16 protein-coding genes are annotated in these 15,856 nt (G+C 42.5%); 8 read left to right on the top strand and 8 right to left on the bottom strand.

Features of this window, described 5'->3' with window-relative positions:
* Positions 1-119: 119 nt before the first annotated feature.
* A complete protein-coding gene (locus FTV13_RS06920) occupies positions 120-338 on the bottom strand; it encodes a hypothetical protein (RefSeq protein ID WP_005236211.1) in 219 nt (72 codons plus the stop codon).
* Between the two features lie 106 nt (positions 339-444).
* Positions 445-1,539, bottom strand: a complete 1,095-nt coding sequence (gene queG, locus FTV13_RS06925) for a tRNA epoxyqueuosine(34) reductase QueG (protein WP_159124491.1) — start codon at positions 1,537-1,539, stop codon at positions 445-447.
* Positions 1,540-1,562: 23 nt separating this feature from the next.
* Between queG and FTV13_RS06930 the strand changes: the two genes are divergently transcribed.
* Both FTV13_RS06930 and FTV13_RS06935 read left to right on the top strand, forming a co-directional pair.
* Positions 1,563-3,020, top strand: a complete 1,458-nt coding sequence (locus FTV13_RS06930; protein ID WP_179993092.1) for an NAD(P)H-hydrate dehydratase — start codon at positions 1,563-1,565, stop codon at positions 3,018-3,020.
* A gap of 11 nt (positions 3,021-3,031) precedes the next feature.
* Positions 3,032-3,313, top strand: a complete 282-nt coding sequence (locus FTV13_RS06935; RefSeq protein WP_179993093.1) for an acylphosphatase — start codon at positions 3,032-3,034, stop codon at positions 3,311-3,313.
* Here FTV13_RS06935 and ruvC read toward each other — a convergent pair.
* Entirely contained in the window at positions 3,310-3,855 is a 546-nt protein-coding gene (gene ruvC, locus FTV13_RS06940; protein WP_004784062.1) for a crossover junction endodeoxyribonuclease RuvC, read from the bottom strand. The genes FTV13_RS06935 and ruvC overlap by 4 nt on opposite strands.
* Positions 3,856-3,980: 125 nt before the next feature.
* Here ruvC and FTV13_RS06945 point away from each other — a divergent pair, with 125 nt between their 5' ends.
* A complete protein-coding gene (locus FTV13_RS06945; protein ID WP_179993094.1) occupies positions 3,981-4,547 on the top strand; it encodes an FxsA family protein in 567 nt (188 codons plus the stop codon).
* Between the two features lie 120 nt (positions 4,548-4,667).
* Positions 4,668-5,306, top strand: coding sequence for a LysE family transporter (locus tag FTV13_RS06950; RefSeq protein ID WP_179993095.1), 639 nt, complete (start codon positions 4,668-4,670; stop codon positions 5,304-5,306).
* A 5-nt stretch (positions 5,307-5,311) separates the two neighbouring features.
* On the opposite strand, the gene FTV13_RS06955 is transcribed toward FTV13_RS06950, so the two are convergent.
* A complete protein-coding gene (locus tag FTV13_RS06955) occupies positions 5,312-5,512 on the bottom strand; it encodes a hypothetical protein (protein WP_179993096.1) in 201 nt (66 codons plus the stop codon).
* Positions 5,513-5,639: 127 nt separating this feature from the next.
* Positions 5,640-5,888 (bottom strand): hypothetical protein, encoded by a 249-nt coding sequence (locus FTV13_RS06960; protein ID WP_179993097.1) that lies wholly within the window; start codon positions 5,886-5,888, stop codon positions 5,640-5,642.
* Positions 5,889-6,356: 468 nt separating this feature from the next.
* Here FTV13_RS06960 and FTV13_RS06965 point away from each other — a divergent pair, with 468 nt between their 5' ends.
* Positions 6,357-7,757, top strand: a complete 1,401-nt coding sequence (locus FTV13_RS06965; RefSeq protein WP_179993098.1) for a serine hydrolase — start codon at positions 6,357-6,359, stop codon at positions 7,755-7,757.
* A 64-nt stretch (positions 7,758-7,821) separates the two neighbouring features.
* Here FTV13_RS06965 and ahpF read toward each other — a convergent pair whose 3' ends face one another.
* Positions 7,822-9,387 carry an alkyl hydroperoxide reductase subunit F gene (ahpF, locus tag FTV13_RS06970; RefSeq protein WP_180011488.1) on the bottom strand — a complete coding sequence of 522 codons (1,566 nt, stop codon included), beginning with the start codon at positions 9,385-9,387 and terminating at the stop codon, positions 7,822-7,824.
* A gap of 233 nt (positions 9,388-9,620) precedes the next feature.
* Here ahpF and FTV13_RS06975 point away from each other — a divergent pair, with 233 nt between their 5' ends.
* Complete coding sequence (locus tag FTV13_RS06975) at positions 9,621-9,839, top strand: DUF1653 domain-containing protein (protein ID WP_125279047.1); 219 nt, start codon at positions 9,621-9,623, stop codon at positions 9,837-9,839.
* Positions 9,840-9,882: 43 nt separating this feature from the next.
* Positions 9,883-10,473, top strand: a complete 591-nt coding sequence (locus FTV13_RS06980; RefSeq protein ID WP_180011491.1) for an O-methyltransferase — start codon at positions 9,883-9,885, stop codon at positions 10,471-10,473.
* 16 nt (positions 10,474-10,489) lie between these two features.
* On the opposite strand, the gene FTV13_RS06985 is transcribed toward FTV13_RS06980, so the two are convergent.
* Entirely contained in the window at positions 10,490-10,696 is a 207-nt protein-coding gene (locus tag FTV13_RS06985) for a KTSC domain-containing protein (protein ID WP_004784043.1), read from the bottom strand.
* A 293-nt stretch (positions 10,697-10,989) separates the two neighbouring features.
* Positions 10,990-11,553: an alkyl hydroperoxide reductase subunit C gene (gene ahpC, locus FTV13_RS06990; protein WP_004784041.1), complete on the bottom strand. Its 564-nt coding sequence runs from the start codon at positions 11,551-11,553 to the stop codon at positions 10,990-10,992.
* Positions 11,554-11,915: 362 nt separating this feature from the next.
* Here ahpC and hrpA point away from each other — a divergent pair, with 362 nt between their 5' ends.
* Positions 11,916-15,836 carry an ATP-dependent RNA helicase HrpA gene (gene hrpA / locus FTV13_RS06995; protein WP_180011493.1) on the top strand — a complete coding sequence of 1,307 codons (3,921 nt, stop codon included), beginning with the start codon at positions 11,916-11,918 and terminating at the stop codon, positions 15,834-15,836.
* Positions 15,837-15,856 lie beyond the last annotated feature (20 nt).

Here is a 15,856-nt window from a genome sequence, read left to right on the forward strand (position 1 = left end):
TTATTTATCAGGCTCCATCTTAAGTAAAAGTATCGCCATCTTCATTAGCAAAATATGACCTTATAGAAAAAACAAAACCCACACAAGGTGAGCTTTGTAGTTGAACTCTTGATCGGAGTTTATTCACGATGATTTCCGTGAATATTCTGGTTTTGTAAATCACTACGATGTTGCTTGTTTAATACACGTTCATCTTGTTCGTGCTGGTTATTTTTTGGAGAGCCAAGCGGGCCATGTTGTGACTGCTGCTGTTGCTGTTGTTGCTGCTTCTGGTGTTGATGTTGCAACTCTTCAAGCTGTTCCTGATTTTGATGTTGTGTATCAGATGACTTTTGCATATCCACCTCCGGCTTTATTTCTATTCTTTTTCCTTTATGCCATAGCTTGCACAGTAACTGTGTAAGGCTTTGACGAGAAAATGTGAACCGAAGTAAAAATTGAAAATTACCGGGATTTTGCCAGTTGTTCCTGTATGGCCCAGTCAATATGAACTTGTACAATCTCATCATGTTGATTCTGCTGAGCTTGTAATGCCTGGACAATCTGTGGATCAAAAGGCGCATTACCCAAGCCGATCGCAATATTGCGCATAAAGCTCTGATAGCCGGTACGGCGTAATGGACTGCCTTCAGTTGAGCTTAAAAATGTAGCTTCATCCCATTGCCAGAGATCCAGTAAACTCACTTGATCCAGTCCATGTCGGGGGTGAAAATCTTCAATATTAGTTTTTTGAGCAAAGCTGTTCCACGGACAAATCAACTGACAATCATCGCAACCGAAGACCCGGTTACCAATCCCTCGACGTAACTCCTCTGGAATGATCCCTTTATACTCAATGGTTAAATAAGCAATACAGCGACGTGCATCCAGCATATACGGTTCAACAATAGCCTGTGTCGGACAAATATCAATACAGGCTGTGCATGAACCACAATGTTTGCTTGCAGGCTCATCAAAGGGCAGTTCCAGTGAGCTAAACAGCTCACCTAAAACAAAGAAAGACCCGGATTTTTTATGGATTAATAAAGTATGTTTACCGGTCCAGCCCATGCCCGCACTTTCGGCCAGGGATTTTTCAAATACAGGAGCAGAGTCTGCAAAGGGGCGGGATTCAAATTCACCGACTTTTTCCCGAATTTTAGAAGCCAGCATTTTTAGGCGCCCGCGCATGGTCTTATGATAGTCACGACCACGGGCATAACGGGCAATAATCGCAGAATTTGGTGCATAGGGCACTAGACGCGGTTCTGGAAGATCGACCAGATAATCCATTCGTACACAGATCACGGATTTGGTATTGGGAATAAGCAGTGTGGGATCGGCACGTTTTTCCAGATTTTCTTCCAAAAACTTCATATCACCGTGATAGCCGCGGTCTAAATATTCCTGCAAGCGGACTAATTCTGCTTGAGCATCCGGTTGGGCAATGACACAATCAGAAAAACCCAGTTCTCGTGCCTGCGCTTTGATCCACGCTTTCAGTTCATGGGGATCTTGTTGATAAACTTGGATTTGCGCTTGGGAATCGGGTGTTGTCATAAACCAGAAACAGGAAATAAGAAATGCAGCAGCAAGTTTATCATAGCCGCAATATACAAGCATGGGAGCAGCGCTGGTTTGGCAAGCAAAATAGTTCTTATGGTTTGATGCAACAGGTAGCATGGTCGATTGCGCAGCGACTCATCCCTTTGTTGGAACAACAGCAATTGACCCGAATCGCTGTGTGTTGCGGTCAGGGTAATAATGCCGGTGATGGTTATCTGATAGGTAAATATTTAAAACAGGCCGGTTTTGAAATAGATATTTATGCAGCAGAACCCAATCCATCACAGGATCTGGCTCAAGCAATCCGGGAAACTCAGCAAATCGGTATACCCACTTATTCAGGTTTTAATTTTCAGAAACAATATGATGTCTATATTGATGCCTTATTTGGGATCGGCTTGAACCGTGATCTGAATGAAAATTGGCAACAGATTATTCAAAGCATTAATGCCCAGCAAGGTCTTAAAATTGCAGTGGATATTCCAAGCGGACTGCATGCCAATACCGGACAGTCTTTGCCGGTTGCCATTAAGGCAGATCATAGTTTTACTGTTTTAGGTTTAAAGGCGGGACTATTTACCGGACGAGGCAAAGAATATGCCGGCAAGGTAGAGGTCATCTCGGTTATTCCTCCCGATGCTGAACTTGTGCCGATAGCTCAAATTTCCTCGACTCAAATTCATCTGCCTAAACGTGAAGCTTTTGGACATAAGGGCAGTTATGGGCATGTGCTCGTAATTGGGGGGCATGCCGATATGGGCGGTGCGGTCATTATGGCAGCTGAGGCAGCCTTTGCTGCCGGTGCAGGTAAGGTCACTGTGGTTTGTGATGCCAAACATCATACTGCCATTTTGTCACGTGCTCCGAATATCATGCTGCGTGATATTAATGCGCTAGATGCTGAGCAACGCCAAGCTTTAGTTCGTCATGTGGATGCTGTCTGTTTTGGTATGGGGTTAGGACGAGATACTTGGGCTGAACAGCAATATAAATACTGGTTTGACCTGATTCAGCAATCAGAACTGGAGACAGTTCTCGATGCAGACGCCTTGTGGTTTCTGGCAAAATCACCACAAAAGTTGAATGCCCATACTTATGCAACACCACATCCGGGTGAAGCGGCTACTTTGTTAGAAATGAAAGCATCAGAAGTCGAAGCAGATCGTATTCAGGCAATTCAACAGCTCCAGCAAAAATATCAGGGACAATGGGTGCTCAAAGGTTCAGGTAGCCTGATTTTAGAAGATGCTCTTTTCATCTGTACCGCAGGCAATGCCGGTATGGGAACCGGAGGAATGGGAGATGTACTTGCTGGCATGATCGCAAGTTTGAAAGCCCAATTTAAAGATGCCACCCATTTACATGAAATCGTAACTTTGCACGCACTTGCCGGTGATGTATTGGCGAAAAAAGGTGAACGCGGCTTGCAGGCACAAGATATGAAACATGCCATTTACCAGGTTGTGAACCACTAAGGACAATAAAAATGCAGGCCATTCATTTGATCATTCAGGGCAAAGTGCAGGGCGTGGGCTACCGTCGCTGGTTTGAACAACAAGCAATTCAATTAGGTTTAAAGGGTTTTGTGCGTAATCTGGAAACAGGCGAAGTTGAGGCTATCATTGTGGGGAAGGAAGCGATTGTTCGGGAAATGATCCAGCTCAGCAGAACTGGACCACAACGTGCAGAAGTCACTGCAATTCATCAGCAGAAATTGACTCTTCAGGACGCTGATTTTCAGGATTTTAAAGTATTAACTAAAGACTAACGACGACGGGTGCTGACCCGGCTGCGTCCGCGTGCCATACCGCCTAAGGCATTCAATACGGCCATTTTACTCATGCTGCCTGAAGCATGAGCATGACAAATCGCAGCAGCAAGTGCATCGGCAGCATCTTGTTGCGGTTTGATTGTCAGGTTCAGAATACGCATAACCATCATCTGAACCTGTTCTTTGTCTGCAGCGCCATAGCCCACAACAGACTGTTTGATCTGCCGTGCCGTATATTCGGCAACTTTCAGATCCAGATTCACCAAGGCTGCGACTGCCGCACCACGAGCCTGACCCAGTTTGAGAGCAGAATCCGGATTTTGTGCCATAAACACCTGTTCCACCGCAGCCTCGGTCGGGCCGTAAAATTTGACAATCCGTTCGACACCAGCAAAGATTCGTTTTAAACGTTCAGGCATTTCCGCTGTTTCAGTTCTAATCGTTCCTGCATCAACAAAAGTGAGTTTTGAACCTTCTTTCTGGATGATACCGTAACCTGTTAGACGCGAACCGGGATCAATCCCAATAATTAATGACATGCCTGCACTTTAAAAATAAAATAATGCCCATATTGTTACATAAGCGTATCAAAAAAGCTTGATCCTGATGAAGCAGTTGATTACAGCATCCTAATATTTATTTTACTGAGATTAGATTAATTTTCATGAAATTATTTCTTATTATCCTGGCCGGCTTAGTCCTCGAAGTATTTGTATGGATTGGCGTGGGTGACCTTGTCGGGAGCATGTGGTACGTATTTTTCTGGTTCGTAGCGGCCTTCTTTATCGGTATGAACCTGATCCGGAAATATTCGGCCGGTGTAATGCCACAAATGCAGCAAATGCAGATGGGACAGATGAGTGCAGATCCAGCATTATCAAATAATTTGCCTAAAATCTTAGCCGGCTTTTTCCTGCTGATTCCTGGTTTGATTAGTGATGTGCTTGCGGTATTAATGCTGATTCCACCTGTACAACGTGCTTTCCAGGCAGCCATGATGAAAATGATGATGAAACGTCAGCAAGCCATGATGGAAAAAATGATAGGTGGCATGATGGGCGATGTCGGTGGCGGTGCAGATCAAAACCCGTTTGCTGAAATGATGCGTCAAATGCAGGATATGCAGAACCAGCAGGGGGGGCATGGTGATTCGACCATTATTGATGGTGAAGCCCGTGAAGTGACCCCAGAAGCCAAGAAAATTGAAATGAAAGATGTGAACAAGAAATAAAATCACGCTTTCAATATAAATGCTTCAAGCCGAATCTCATGATTCGGCTTTTTTATTGGAACTTTCTAATTTCATTAAACAAAAGTTATAATAGTTTTTTTACCATTTGATCTTTTTTAAATGTCTTTGCTTTTTACCATCTGTTTTCTACATTTTGTAGCTCAATTAAGTCCCGGTCCTGACATCTTACTTATCGCAACAAGTGCAGCTTCTACGACACGTATGAATGCCCTAAAGGTAATTGCCGGAATTTCAGCGGGGATCGTGGTTTGGGTGGTATTGACGCTAGCAGGCTTTACCGTATTGATCGACCAGTTTCCCTGGATTCAACAGGTATTGATGGTCATCGGTGGGCTATTTTTGGCCAAAATGGGCTGGGCCATGCTAAAAGGTGGATGGCAAGGTTTTCAGAACAGGCATCAAGCTCAAGATGATTTAAATACGGTAGAAACACCAAAAAGTTACTTTATGCAGGGTTTATTGACTAATCTGTCGAATCCTAAAACCCTGATCTATTTCAGTAGCGTATTTTCACTTGCACTGAGCTCATCAGCTTCTGATTATTTAAAAGCGCAACTGGCAGTGATTATTCCGCTGCAAACCTTTATTACTTTTACTTTACTGATGCTATTAATTTCCCATCCCAAAATTAAAGAGGCTTACCAGCGATCAGGAAGTTATATCGATATGATTTCAGGCGGGTTATTCCTGATTTTTGCAGTCTGGTTATGGTATGACGCGTTGGTTCTAATGAACTAAAAATCTTAATTCGATGGGGTAATAGAGGAGTTTTCGGTAGAAAGCTGCTGTGCAGCGGAAGCATCAGAAACTGGATGATCCTGTTTCTGCACTGGAGACTGATAACGATTCGGTTTAAGGGTGGCCTCAGTATTTTCCGAACCCTGATAACTGCGACTGCGATTGGCACGCTCACGTAAGCCGCCTTTTTTAATTAACTGAACCATTTTCATCTCTCACTGCAAGATGACTTATTGTAATTCAAATTTTCTATTCTGGCAGCGTTTCATATTCAAGTTAAAATCGCATAAAAAAGACCTGATCCAAGTCAGGTCTTGCTTGAGGATAAAAAAATTAGCGCGGACGTTTATTATCTTGTTGCAGCACATCAAATAAAGATGATTGAGCTGGCGCTTCTTGTTGCTGTGACTGGATATAGACATGCATTACCTTGAATGCGATTGCAGTAACCAGACAGGCCACCAGACATAAAATCCAAAAACCATAAGGGCTGCGAATATTATGTGAGCCACAGGCATGACATTCTTTTTGGCCAGCTTCCACAACTTTATCGCAGCACGCACAGTGATATTGATAGTACATTGCTAAGCTCCATTACATTTTTGATATTTTTTTTGTTATCTTTCACGGACTTTTATTTCAGGTATTTCAGGTCTGCATTTCATGTTAATGATGAAATTAGACGCTGACAAGTCATATAACAAAAAGTTACCCAAGTCTCAGTGAGGAAAACAAATAATAATTGGCTAAGTACATAACATCGTTACATTATTTCAATAAAATTCTCTGAAATAATTAACTATGCTATCTATCAATTCATAAGCAATTTTTGAACCAGTTCGAGTGGAGCTTAAGAAAAACAAGTATAAAATGGCAAATAGACAGGGCAAAAACTTGGATGAATTGATCTGCCCTACAAAATAGAATGATATGGAATATATTTTGCTTATTTTTTAACTATTCGTTGCACTGTATTAAGTCTATAAAAATGTTTAATTTCAATAATTTTTATGAAAGTGCCCTATAAACTTAAGGAACAATACTGATCTCATGAAGAAAATATCACTGTTTTTATCATCCTTGCTTTGTATAAGCAGTCTTTATGCCCAATCGGATATTGAAAAGGAAGTTATTGCCCAGTTTCAGCAGGATTTTAATGCGCAAAATTATACAGCAATTTTTGAAAAGTTTTCACCTGAAGCGAAAAAGGCAATTCCTTTAAATATGTTTGAAAAAGTCTCTAAAGACTTGCAGCAGCAACTCGGCAAAATACAAAGTCTTGAGTATATAGAGTCTAAAGGCAAAGAGACTGCAGTCTATAAGGCCAACTTTGAAAAAGATCGTCTGAAACTCAGCATGAGTTTGAATAATGATCAACAGATTTCCGGCCTTTTATTTACGCCCTATATCGAATCTACCGCAGCAAATAATAAGACAGTCAATGCTATTCAAGGCTATCCAAAAGCGATTGCAGAGAAAATTTATCAGGTTACTCGTACTTTTCCAGAACAAACTCAAGTAGCGATAGCGGTATTAGATCAGGACAAACCCCATTACTATGGAGTACAGAAGCATAAGGACAAAATCCAGGCCAAGGCCAATCAGGATAAAATCTTTGCAATTGGTTCTCTGACCAAAGTGATGACATCAACCATATTGGCTGAACTGGTGACACAAAATAAAATTAAACTGGATGACAAGATTAATCCTTATTATGCCTTTCCATTCAAGGACAATATCCAGGTTCGCTTTCAGGATTTAGCCAATCATACGTCTGGACTGCCACGACTACCGAGTAATTTGGAAGTAGATGATGATACTGATCCATATAAGGAATATGATGCAGCTAAACTGGAAGAATATTTAAAAAATTCCTTAGAGCTTGAACATGCAAATAACAGTGGAAAAGTGCCACATTATTCTAATTTGGCTGTGGCTTTATTGGGACAGAGTTTGAGTCAATCGCAAAATAAGGATTTTGCTGAGTTACTCAATGAATATGTCTTTAAAAAGTATGGGATGAAACATAGCTATACCTCGCCTGATCAAGCAGCTAAGCAACTTGTGTCTGCATTTGATGCCCAAGGAAAAGAAATCACCACCTGGGCATTTGATACCTTTTTACCTGCGGGCGGTGTACTCTCTACAGCTTCAGATTTAACCAGATTTGCACAAGCTCAACTCGATGCAAAAAATGCGGCAGTACAATTAACTCAGCAAGCAACCACAGAACAAGCAGGTAGCTACCAATTGGGATTGGGCTGGTTTGTGCGAGAACAGGAAAATGGCACCAAAATCATCTGGCATGGGGGAAATACCGCAGGGCATTCTGCTATTTTGATGATTGATTTAAACAAGAAAAAGGCAGTGACGATTTTAGCCAATGTCGCTGCTGTACATCCTGAAATGGGAAATATTGAAAAACTGGCAGCTCAACTCTTACAGGAATAAATCAGCTTTGAGATAGTAAAAAGCCCGCATTGTGCGGGCTTTTTTAATTCATGGATTTTAAGGATTACTGACCAGAACGAATGATGTAATCAAAGGCAGATAATGATGCTTTGGCACCTTCACCAGTCGCGATGATGATCTGTTTGTAAGGAACAGTGGTACAGTCACCTGCAGCAAACACACCTTTCACATTGGTTTCATTGCGTTCGTTAATCACAATCTCACCACGGTTGGTTAGCTCAACATCAGTTCCTTTCAGGAAGTCGGTATTTGGCAACAAACCGATCTGAACGAAGATCCCAGCCAACTCAACAGTGTGCTCTTCATCAGTTGCACGGTCTTTGTATTTCAACGCTGTGACTTGTGAACCGTCACCGATCACTTCGGTAGAAAGCGCATTTTTGATCACAGTGGTGTTTGGCAAACTGTTCAGTTTGTCCTGCAACACCTGATCCGCACGTAGTTTGGTATCAAACTCAACCAGCGTTACATGCTCAACGATACCTGCAAGGTCAATTGCAGCTTCTACACCCGAGTTACCACCACCGATCACTGCAACACGTTTGCCTTTGAACAGTGGACCATCACAGTGTGGGCAATACGCTACACCACGAGTTTTGTATTCCTGTTCACCTGGAACATTCATCTCTCTCCAGCGTGCACCGGTAGACAGAATGACTGTTTTAGATTCAAGTTTCGCACCATTTTCTAAAGTCACTTCTACCAGACCATTCGCTGTGCTATCTGCGCCTTTGATGTCAGACACACGTTGCAGGTTCATGATGTCAACGCCGTATTCACGCACGTGTGCTTCCATTTCAGCGGCAAATTTCGGACCTTGGGTTTTTTGCACTGATGTGTAGTTTTCAATGTCCATGGTATCCATGACCTGACCGCCCATGCGTTCAGCCACGATGCCAGTTTTAATACCTTTACGTGCTGCATAGATCGCTGCAGTATTCCCTGCAGGTCCACCACCAATTACCAAGACATCAAATGCATCTTTGGCATTGAGTTTTTCAGCATCTTTGGCTGCAGCATTGGTATCCAGTTTGGCAATGATTTCTTCCAGTGTCATACGACCCTGACCGATATGTTCATTGTCCTGAAACACCATTGGTACGGCCATGATTTTGCGTTCTTCCACTTCGTCCTGGAAGAAAGCCCCATCAATCATGGTGGCTGTTGTACCCGGGTTATAGATGGCAATCAGGTTCAATGCCTGAACGACATCCGGACAGTTATGACAGCTGAGTGATACGAATACATCAAAGTCAGATTTGATCCCCAAACCTTTAATTGATTCCAGAACTTCGGCAGAGACTTTTGGTGCATAGCCTGAAGTTTGTAACAATGCCAGAATCAGGGAAGTAAACTCATGACCCATCGGCAAGCCTGCAAAGAACACACGAGGCTGTTCACCGGCTTTTGCCACACCAAAGCTTGGTGCACGTTTGTTGGTACCGTCAAAACGGGCAGTCACTAGATCAGAAAGCTGGGCGATTTCCTCAACCAATTCTTTGATTTTAGCTGATTTGTCAGAGCCATCCAGAGTTGCCACTAATTCAATCGGGCCTTCCAAACGTTCAAGTAGTGTTTTTAATTGAGCTGAAGTATTTTGATCTAACATTGCTAACGTCTCCAAAGGAGTAAGAATTCATTCGATAAGTAGATACTAAGCTAAATCGATAAATAGATAAAACAGTTTGTTTTTATAAATTTGATCGGTTTTGCAAATGTATTGAAAAATTCATGATTAATTTCAAGCTTATATATGAGTGCTTAGCATGAATTTTCAAGTAGTTTAAAGTGTGATTGGTCTTTTTCAGTTAAGATTGGAATTCTGCATTTGAGAGTTGAACGATGGAATTACAACGCGGTATTTATCAACATTATAAGGGCAAGCTTTATCAGGTTCTGCATGTGGCAACGCATAGTGAAACGGAGGAAAAGCTGGTGGTTTATCAATGCCTTTATGGTGACTATTCGATTTGGGTTCGACCGCTATCCATGTTTACGGAAAGTATTAGTACCAGTGATGATCGTGAAGTAGAACGCTTTAAATTGGTTCAGGCACTTTAATCAATCCATAAAAAAATTATTTAGATCACCTCAGAGAAGAGCAATGAATCAATTACAACATTTTGAAAGTTTTATGCAGGAACTGTATAAGACCTTTCATGCGCATGATCTTCAACAAACTGAACGTCTGCAACGTTATCGAAATATTGAGCCTGAATCAGGCCGATTTTTATCATTACTCATTCGTGTCCAGCAATCCAAACGTATTCTGGAAATCGGTACCTCTACGGGTTATTCCACTTTATGGCTGGCCGAAGCCGCCCGGCAGACTCAAGCGACGATTACAACATTAGAAATAGATGCAGAAAGAGTTGCGCAGGCCGAGCAGTATGCAAGTCAGCTAGGCTTGAAGGATTTGATTGATTTTAAAGTGACAGATGCCTTGCATTATCTGCACGCTGAGCAGGACGTATTTGATTTTATATTGTTAGATGCAGAACGTGATGCTTATGTGGATTATTGGACCCATTTGGCCCGATTACTCAAGCCAAAAGGTGGAGTATTACTGGTGGATAATGTGATTTCACATGCTGCGGAAGTAGAAGAATTTATTCAGCTCATCCAGCAGGATTCAGGTTTTATCATGAGTACGTTGCCGATTGGAGCTGGCTTACTCATGGTGACTTATCGTTAAGCAGAAATTAGTTAAATTAAAACAGGCAAACCCGGTCGAAATGTAAGTTGTATTCAAGATATTTCTGTACAAAGGCCATTTTATCTTGTCGTCTTAACAGGTTGTCATAAACAAATTCGGGAACAGGATGGTAGAGTTCTATATCGCCATTGCTATAAATGATTTTCAGGTGGCGGCTAGAAGGACTATAAGCCCATGAGATCACGGTTAGCAGTTTTTGCATACGTTTTCCTCCACTGAATATTATTATCTTATGTCTTGAACTTATGCCAACTGACATTGAAGATGTATAACTGAATTGTAAGCATAAGTAGGGGATTGTTATGAAGAGGATGCAATATGCATGCCTGATTTTTATATGATCTTTAAAGTGAAAAATAAAGATTTAATAGGATGGCTTTAGATACAAGAAAAGGGAAAATAAAACGTTTGGCCAATAGAGCAATCAAATAAACGTTCAAATAAAAAACCACGCTAAAAGCGTGGTTTTTTTGAATCAGTTCAATCTAATGCAGATTAGATTTTACCAACTAGGTCGATTGAAGGAGCAAGAGTTGCGTCGCCTTCTTTCCATTTAGCTGGGCAAACTTCGCCTGGGTGAGCGTGTACGTATTGAGCTGCTTTAACTTTACGAAGAAGTTCTTGAGCATCACGACCGATACCGCCAGCGTTGATTTCAACGATTTGGATTTTACCTTCTGGATCGATCACGAAAGTACCACGGTCAGCAAGGCCGTCAGCTTCGATTAGTACGTCGAAGTTTTTAGCAAGAGTCCAAGTAGGATCGCCAACCATTACGTATTGGATTTTTTTGATTTCTTCAGAAGAATCGTGCCAAGCTTTGTGAGTGAAGTGAGTGTCAGTAGAAACTGAGTAGATTTCAACGCCTAATTTTTTGAATTCTTCGTAGTTGTCAGCAAGGTCGCCAAGTTCAGTTGGGCAAACGAAAGTGAAGTCAGCTGGGTAGAAGAATACTACAGACCATTTACCTTTAAGGTCAGCTTCTGTTACTTCGATGAATTTACCATTTTGGAACGCAGTTGTTTTGAACGGTTTAACTTCAGTATTAATTAAGCTCATCATTGTCTCCATGATTGAGGTTTGTATTTAATTTCCGATAGGGTACAGAAATTATTTTTCTTGCTGAAACAGTATTTTTACATAACATACATCGGAAAAACCGAATTAAGCTAAAAATAAAACACCATCAGCACAAACAGCATTGCTCTTGATATAAATGATTCAACCGTAGAATGGTGAATACATCATGACAAGACTCACCCCGATTTAATGCCTCTTCAGACATGATGCCGCAAGCAGTAAAATTCAAGGGCAAAAATTAAAAAATTATAAAAATATTCAAAATGGCCGTTCTTTCGCTTAGGGGCAATACAGCGTAAAATAGCTGCCTATTGTCTTTTTTTATATCAGGTGTTTTCTCAGTGCAGAGTCCTTTAAATGTAGATCAGCTCGTTATGGCGCGTGACCGTCATCGTTTAAATCGACTCCAAAAAGGTAAAGATGCCAACCAAAAGCAATATCAAGAATTATTTGAAAAATCGCATGCCAAAGTCATGCAGCGTATCGAACGCATTCCCAATATCAAGCTGAATCAGGATCTGCCTGTTACCCAGTATGCAGACAAGCTGATTGAAGCGATCCAGCAACATCAGGTCATTATTGTGGCTGGTGAAACCGGTTCCGGTAAAACTACGCAATTACCACAAATCGCCATGCTGGCAGGTCGAGGCCTGACTGGTCTGATTGGCCATACCCAGCCACGTCGTCTAGCTGCGCGTAGCGTCTCACAGCGTATTGCAGAAGAAGTTGGCGAGAAACTGGGTGAATCAATTTCCTTTAAAGTCCGTTTTAATGAACAGGGCTCACAGGATTCGATCGTCCGTTTGATGACGGATGGTATTTTATTGGCAGAGTTGGCCAATGACCGGTTCCTGACCAAATACGACACCATCATTATTGATGAAGCCCATGAACGCTCGCTGAATATCGATTTCATCATGGGTTATCTCAAGCAGCTGTTGCCGCGTCGTAAAGATTTAAAAGTGATCATTACCTCGGCAACGCTGGACGTAAACCGTTTTAGTAACTACTTCAATGGTGCGCCGATCTATGAAGTGGAAGGACGTAGCTATCCGGTAGAAGTGCGTTATCGTCCAATTTCTGAAATGAGCATTGTCGGCAGTGATGACGACGAATTTGATGATTTTGAAGAAAATCTGCCACGCGCAGTGGTTGCAGCAGTAGAAGAATGTTTTCAGGATGCACAGGAAAAAGGTCATCCGGAACATGCTGATATCCTGATTTTTGCCAGTACCGAACAGGAAATTCGTGAACTGCAGGAAACCTTGATCAAGCATGGTCCACGCCATACTGAAGTACTTCCTTTGTATGCGCGTCTGGCACTGGCTGAACAGCAAAAAATCTTTAATCCATCGGGCGGCGGTCGACGGATTATTATCGCCACCAACGTAGCAGAAACAGCATTAACTGTTCCGAATATTCGTTATGTGATTGATAGCGGTTTTGCCCGTATTTCCCGTTATAACTATCGTTCACGGGTGCAGCGTTTACCGATCGAAGCGGTTTCTCAAGCTGCTGCCAATCAGCGTAAAGGCCGTTGTGGCCGTATTGCGCCAGGCGTCTGTGTTCGTCTGTACAGTGAAGAGGACTTTTTAAGTCGTCCTGAATTTACCGAACCTGAGATTAAACGGACCAATCTGGCATCCGTTATTTTACAGATGCAAAGTCTGGGCCTAGGTTCACTGGAAGATTTTGATTTCATTGAGCCACCAGATCACCGCCTGGTCAATGATGGTCGCAAGCTCTTGATTGAGCTTGGGGCAATGACAGAGAAAAATCTCCCTAAAGTTGCCGACGAAAAGCAGTCGGGAACTTCTTCCCCCTTTAATAAAGGGGGAACACAAGGGGGATTAACCAAGATCGGTCAGCAAATGGCAAAAATGCCAATTGATCCACGTCTGGCGCGAATGATTCTTGGCGGTGCCCATTTTGGTGCACTGAATGAAGCTTTGGTGATTGTCGCGGCGCTGGCAGTACAAGACCCACGTGAACGTCCTGCGGATAAGCAGATGCAGGCTGATCAGAAACATGCCTTGTTCCGTGAAGCAGATTCAGATTTCCTGTTTTATATCAAGCTCTGGGATACCCTGCATAATAACTGTGAAAGTATGAGCGAAAACAAACGTCGTACTTTTGCACGGAATCATTTCCTGAGCTGGTTACGTCTGCGTGAATGGAAGAAAACTCATGAGCAGCTGGTGGATCTGGCTAAAGGCTTAAAACTGTCCTTTAATGAAAAGAAAGCCAGTTATGAAAATCTGCATCGCGCTTTATTGACTGGCTTACTGTCTTTTATTGCCAACAAGACTGATGAACGTAATGTGTTTATGGCAGTTCGTCAGCAGAAAGCACGAATTTTCCCGGCATCAACGCTGCACAAAACCAATACCCCATGGGTGATGGCTTTTGAAATGGTTGAAACCTCGCAGGTGTATTTACGGACTCTAGCGAAAATTGAGCCGGAATGGATTCTGCTAGCTGCGCGTGACTTGCTGAAACATCACTATTTTGAGCCGCACTGGTCGAAAAAAGCGGGTGTAGTCAATGCCTATGATCAGATTTCGTTATTCGGCCTGATCATCGAGCCGAAGCGTCCGGTCAATTATGAGAAAGTGGATCAGCCTGCTGCGCATGAAATCTTCCTGCGTGATGCACTGACCACTGGAAATCTCGGTATTAATCCCCCATTCCTGAAGCATAATTTGCTGAAACTGGAAGAAGTGGAACGGGTAGAAGACAAGCTACGCCGTCGTGACTTGGTCGTGGATGAAGAAACCATTTACCAGTTTTATGCCTCCAAAGTGCCGCCAGAAGTGGCGAGTCGCCGTAGTTTTGAAGACTGGCGTGCCACGGTAGAGCCACATGATCCACGTTATCTGTTTATTGATGATGATGCGCTGTGGCTGAATGATCGTCCAACCACACAACAGTTTCCGGATTATTTACGTAATGGTGAATTGCGTCTGGCGACCAGTTACCGTTTTGACCCAAGTCATGATGAAGATGGTGCAACGGTTAAAATCCCGCTGCAGGCTTTGCCGCAGGTCGATGAAAATATCTGGTCATGGGGGGTTCCAGGCTGGCGTCTGGAACTGATCGAAGCTTTATTAAAGACTTTGCCTAAAGATAAACGCCGTAGTCTGGTGCCGATTCCAGATACTGCGAAAAAGCTAGCAGCCCGTATTGATGCGGTAAATTTACGTGAGCATATTTTCAGTTTTCTGGCTTTCCAGTTGCGTGGCGAGCAGATTACAGAAAAAGATTTTAGTCTGGATCGGGTTGAGCAATATCTCTTGCCTTTGATCAAGGTGATAGATGAAAAAGGTCACGTGATTGAACAAGGCCGTGATCTGGCCGAGCTAAAAGCCCGTTGCCGTACTGAAACTCATAGCCCGGTGAAACAGTTAAAAGGTGAATTTAAAACCTTCCCGGAAAACTTTGTCTTTGAAGCATCGCAGAAAGTGACGGGTGTAGTCGTTAAGCAATATCAGGCACTGGTTCCTACCAAAGACTTTGCTGCACTGGAACAGAAAGATGAATCTGGTGTCGTGATTCAGACCTTTAATGATCAGGCTGAAGCCGTCAAACAGCATCGTGAAGGGATCATTCGGCTGGTGCATATGCAGCTCGGAGATCTGGTGCGTCAGCTGAAAAAACAGATTTCCAAACCGCTGGCACTGGCATATTCACCGCTTGGCGATAAGGCCCAACTGGAGCAAATGTTAGTTTATGCCACACTCTACCTGTCAATTAATGAGCTGCCTGTCAATATGCAAGAGTTCCAAAAGTTGGTAGAGGATGTAAAAAAATCTTTCCTGACTCATGGCCAGACTGCACTGAAAGAAATCACGGATATTTATATCCAGTGGCAGGAAATTCGTCGTAAATTACTGGTTTTAGACCCATCTATATTTGGAAAAAATATTGATGATATTGAGGATCAGCTTGATTTGATGAGTCTTTCTGACTTCGTTTATCGGAAACCTTCCGACGTATGGTCAGAATTTCCACGTTATTTGAAAGCCCTGATCTTGCGTTTAGAGCGCTTGCCAAATAACCTACAGAGGGATGATTCCGCCATTGACCAAATTGATCCGTGGATGGAAAAATTATTTAAGTTTAAAAATGACGCTCGCCTTAAAGAATTGTATTTTATGGTTGAGGAGTTAAGGATCTCATTGTTTTCTCAACCGATGAAAACGAAAACACCCATTTCTCCAACTCGCCTGCAAAAAGTATGGGAACGTCTTGGAATCAGTTAAGATATAGGTCATTTTGAGAA

It is taken from the genome of Acinetobacter sp. YH12235 (assembly GCF_013417705.1).
Taxonomy (GTDB): Bacteria; Pseudomonadota; Gammaproteobacteria; order Pseudomonadales; family Moraxellaceae; genus Acinetobacter.

Excerpts from the sequence above, each read along its gene's own strand:
- FTV13_RS06920 (WP_005236211.1), bottom strand. The coding sequence starts at position 338 with ATGCAAAAGTCATCTGATACACAACATCAAAATCAGGAACAGCTTGAA.
- queG (WP_159124491.1), bottom strand. The coding sequence starts at position 1,539 with ATGACAACACCCGATTCCCAAGCGCAAATCCAAGTTTATCAACAAGAT.
- FTV13_RS06930 (WP_179993092.1), top strand. The coding sequence starts at position 1,563 with ATGCAGCAGCAAGTTTATCATAGCCGCAATATACAAGCATGGGAGCAG.
- FTV13_RS06935 (WP_179993093.1), top strand. The coding sequence starts at position 3,032 with ATGCAGGCCATTCATTTGATCATTCAGGGCAAAGTGCAGGGCGTGGGC.
- ruvC (WP_004784062.1), bottom strand. The coding sequence starts at position 3,855 with ATGTCATTAATTATTGGGATTGATCCCGGTTCGCGTCTAACAGGTTAC.
- FTV13_RS06945 (WP_179993094.1), top strand. The coding sequence starts at position 3,981 with ATGAAATTATTTCTTATTATCCTGGCCGGCTTAGTCCTCGAAGTATTT.
- FTV13_RS06950 (WP_179993095.1), top strand. The coding sequence starts at position 4,668 with ATGTCTTTGCTTTTTACCATCTGTTTTCTACATTTTGTAGCTCAATTA.
- FTV13_RS06955 (WP_179993096.1), bottom strand. The coding sequence starts at position 5,512 with ATGGTTCAGTTAATTAAAAAAGGCGGCTTACGTGAGCGTGCCAATCGC.
- FTV13_RS06960 (WP_179993097.1), bottom strand. The coding sequence starts at position 5,888 with ATGTACTATCAATATCACTGTGCGTGCTGCGATAAAGTTGTGGAAGCT.
- FTV13_RS06965 (WP_179993098.1), top strand. The coding sequence starts at position 6,357 with ATGAAGAAAATATCACTGTTTTTATCATCCTTGCTTTGTATAAGCAGT.
- ahpF (WP_180011488.1), bottom strand. The coding sequence starts at position 9,387 with ATGTTAGATCAAAATACTTCAGCTCAATTAAAAACACTACTTGAACGT.
- FTV13_RS06975 (WP_125279047.1), top strand. The coding sequence starts at position 9,621 with ATGGAATTACAACGCGGTATTTATCAACATTATAAGGGCAAGCTTTAT.
- FTV13_RS06980 (WP_180011491.1), top strand. The coding sequence starts at position 9,883 with ATGAATCAATTACAACATTTTGAAAGTTTTATGCAGGAACTGTATAAG.
- FTV13_RS06985 (WP_004784043.1), bottom strand. The coding sequence starts at position 10,696 with ATGCAAAAACTGCTAACCGTGATCTCATGGGCTTATAGTCCTTCTAGC.
- ahpC (WP_004784041.1), bottom strand. The coding sequence starts at position 11,553 with ATGAGCTTAATTAATACTGAAGTTAAACCGTTCAAAACAACTGCGTTC.